At 57.7% G+C, this 2,159-nt stretch carries 3 protein-coding genes; 1 reads left to right on the top strand and 2 read right to left on the bottom strand.

What is annotated here, in order from left to right; genetic code table 11:
- Both hisC and KKA81_16960 read right to left on the bottom strand, forming a co-directional pair.
- On the bottom strand, positions 1 to 896 hold an 896-nt coding region (gene hisC, locus KKA81_16965), incomplete at its 3' end, for a histidinol-phosphate transaminase (protein MBU2652619.1).
- On the bottom strand, positions 893 to 1,864 hold the full coding sequence (locus KKA81_16960; GenBank protein ID MBU2652618.1) for a DUF1152 domain-containing protein: 972 nt from the start codon (positions 1,862 to 1,864) through the stop codon (positions 893 to 895). The genes KKA81_16960 and hisC, both read right to left, overlap by 4 nt.
- Positions 1,865 to 2,015: 151 nt before the next feature.
- Here KKA81_16960 and KKA81_16955 point away from each other — a divergent pair.
- Positions 2,016 to 2,159: winged helix-turn-helix transcriptional regulator (locus KKA81_16955; GenBank protein ID MBU2652617.1), on the top strand; the 144-nt coding region annotated here is incomplete at its 3' end.

Here is a 2,159-nt window from a genome sequence, read left to right as displayed (position 1 = left end):
CTGACATCAACCATCAAAAAGTTCGCATCGGATGGTAGAACCTTGAAGCCGAGCTTCGTGAGCTCGCGGCGTATGTACGCGCGCCCCTGCTTAATCATCGCCACCACCTTGCACAAATATCGCTTATCCCGTAGGGCTGCGACCGCCGCGGCCTGGGCCATGCAGTTGACGTTGAATGGCGCGCGGATGCCCTCGAGCGCTTCAATCAACTTGGGATTGCCCACCGCGTAGCCGACCCTTAGCCCCGCGAGCCCGAAAGCTTTCGAAAACGTGCGAAGCACCAACAAATTCTTTTGCTTTGGTGCCAGCCTCGTGACTGAGTACTCTGCGAACTCGGCGTACGCCTCGTCGATGATCAACAGCTTCCCGTTCGCGAGCAACCTGCGCAACCCCTCCAAACTTATGCCGTTGCCCGTGGGGTTGTTGGGCCTGCCGATAAACGCCAATTTCGTTCCATTGAGGGCACGCTTGAGCTCGGCAGCACGCCACTCAAAGTTCAACAGCTCAAAAAACTTCGGCACCCCTCCGTTGACTCTGCACGCGAGCTCGTACATCGCAAACGTGGGGAGGGGTATAAGCACTCGCTCGCCGGGATTGAGAAAAGCTTTGCATGCGAGGTCCATGAGTTCATCGGAGCCATTCCCGATCGCCACGCACCTAGCCTCGACGCCGATGTAGTTACCTATCGCCCGCTTGAGTTCCGTAGCTCGAGGGTCGGGATATGAACCAACGCGCGCCACCTCCCGCCTGAGCGCTCGAAGCACGCGGGGGGATGGGCCGTAGGGGCTCTCGTTGGAGGCGAGGTTGATGGCTCCCGCTACCCTGACATCATATTCACGGGCAAGTGGATAGGATACCCGCGACCGCAGCATCTTGCTAACGCGTTTAGAAATCATTTTTTGCCTCCAAAGAGTTTATCACTGGCAGCGTAACGCTTCCACACGTAGTTCCGCTCGAAGGTTAACTCACTGGGGACGCCCGCGCGCTCAAGTACCCCCTGGGCCTCGTCCAAGCTACGGGTAGGAACCAGCTCCTTCGCCACCTTGCTTACCCGATCGAATACCACCTGCGGGTCGAAGAAGAACGTCATCGCGGACATCGGGGTCAGTTGGACTTTGCGATAGCCGCCTCGGATTTCTACTTCCCCCTGCAGCCCCCGGGCCGCCTTGACCGCCAACGCGCTGGACTCGGTCTTGGTCTTGGGGATCACTTCATCGAGCATCTTTAGGTCCTCTGAAGTCAGGCCTCGAGCACCCAAAAATCCGCCGTGGCTGGCAATCTTCGCGACTTGCTGGTTGAACTGCTCAAGGCTCAGCTCGCCGTCGGTGCAGCAGCCAAGCACCCCCAGCACCGCGGGCACCTTCAGGTTGACCATCGAAGCCAGCACCATACTATCTGCCAACATACTGTGAAGGCCCCCCTCCGAACCCTCGGCCAGAACATCGCCCCCCACGTCGACCCCCACAAACAAATCGATTCCGAGCCGCTTGATCGCCTCGTTCAGCCCCTCGATCACCCCCTGTACCCCGAGGTTGAGGTCCACGAGCACCGTCTCCTCGCCCAGCACCTCGGCCACGACCGCCTCGGTGAAGCGTATGCCCTTAGTCGTTTGCGTTCGAGCGTTCGCTAGCCCGACCGTCGCTGAGAGTCGCTTGATTTCGACTATTTCTTCCATCTTACGGGGGCCCGGCTCTGGGTCGTTCACGTAGCGCTCCCATGTCAGTCCCCCGACCAGTGTTCGAAGACCAAGCCAGCGCAAGTAGCGTGAGGTCTGTAGAGTTCCCACTACATCGCCGCCGCCGCCTATGCCCAACACCAGCGCACAGCTCGATTCCTTCACGAGCACTTCGAGGGACTTCGCCATGGTATTCCCTGCCTAAATTGGTCTATTTTTGTATATAAGTTTTACCAATTTCTTGATTTAGGATAAATTATTTCCATAAAAGCGAAATATTTAAATAATATCCACAAAGATGGTATGCTGAGGCCTCGCGCGGGTGGGAAAAGTGGAAATTATGGAACTGGACGAGACCGACCGGAAGCTGCTCAACCTCCTGCAGGCCGATGCGAAGGTTCCCTACGCCAAGCTCGCCAAGCGGTTGGGCATAAGCTCCTCGGGCATCCACAAGCGTGTTAAGAAGCTCGTCGATGCAGGGGTG

This window comes from Bacteroidota bacterium, from assembly GCA_018831055.1.
Taxonomy (GTDB): domain Bacteria; phylum Bacteroidota; class Bacteroidia; order Bacteroidales; family B18-G4; genus M55B132.
Note: the sequence above shows the minus strand (reverse complement) of the source record. Positions and strands in the feature narration are given on the sequence as shown.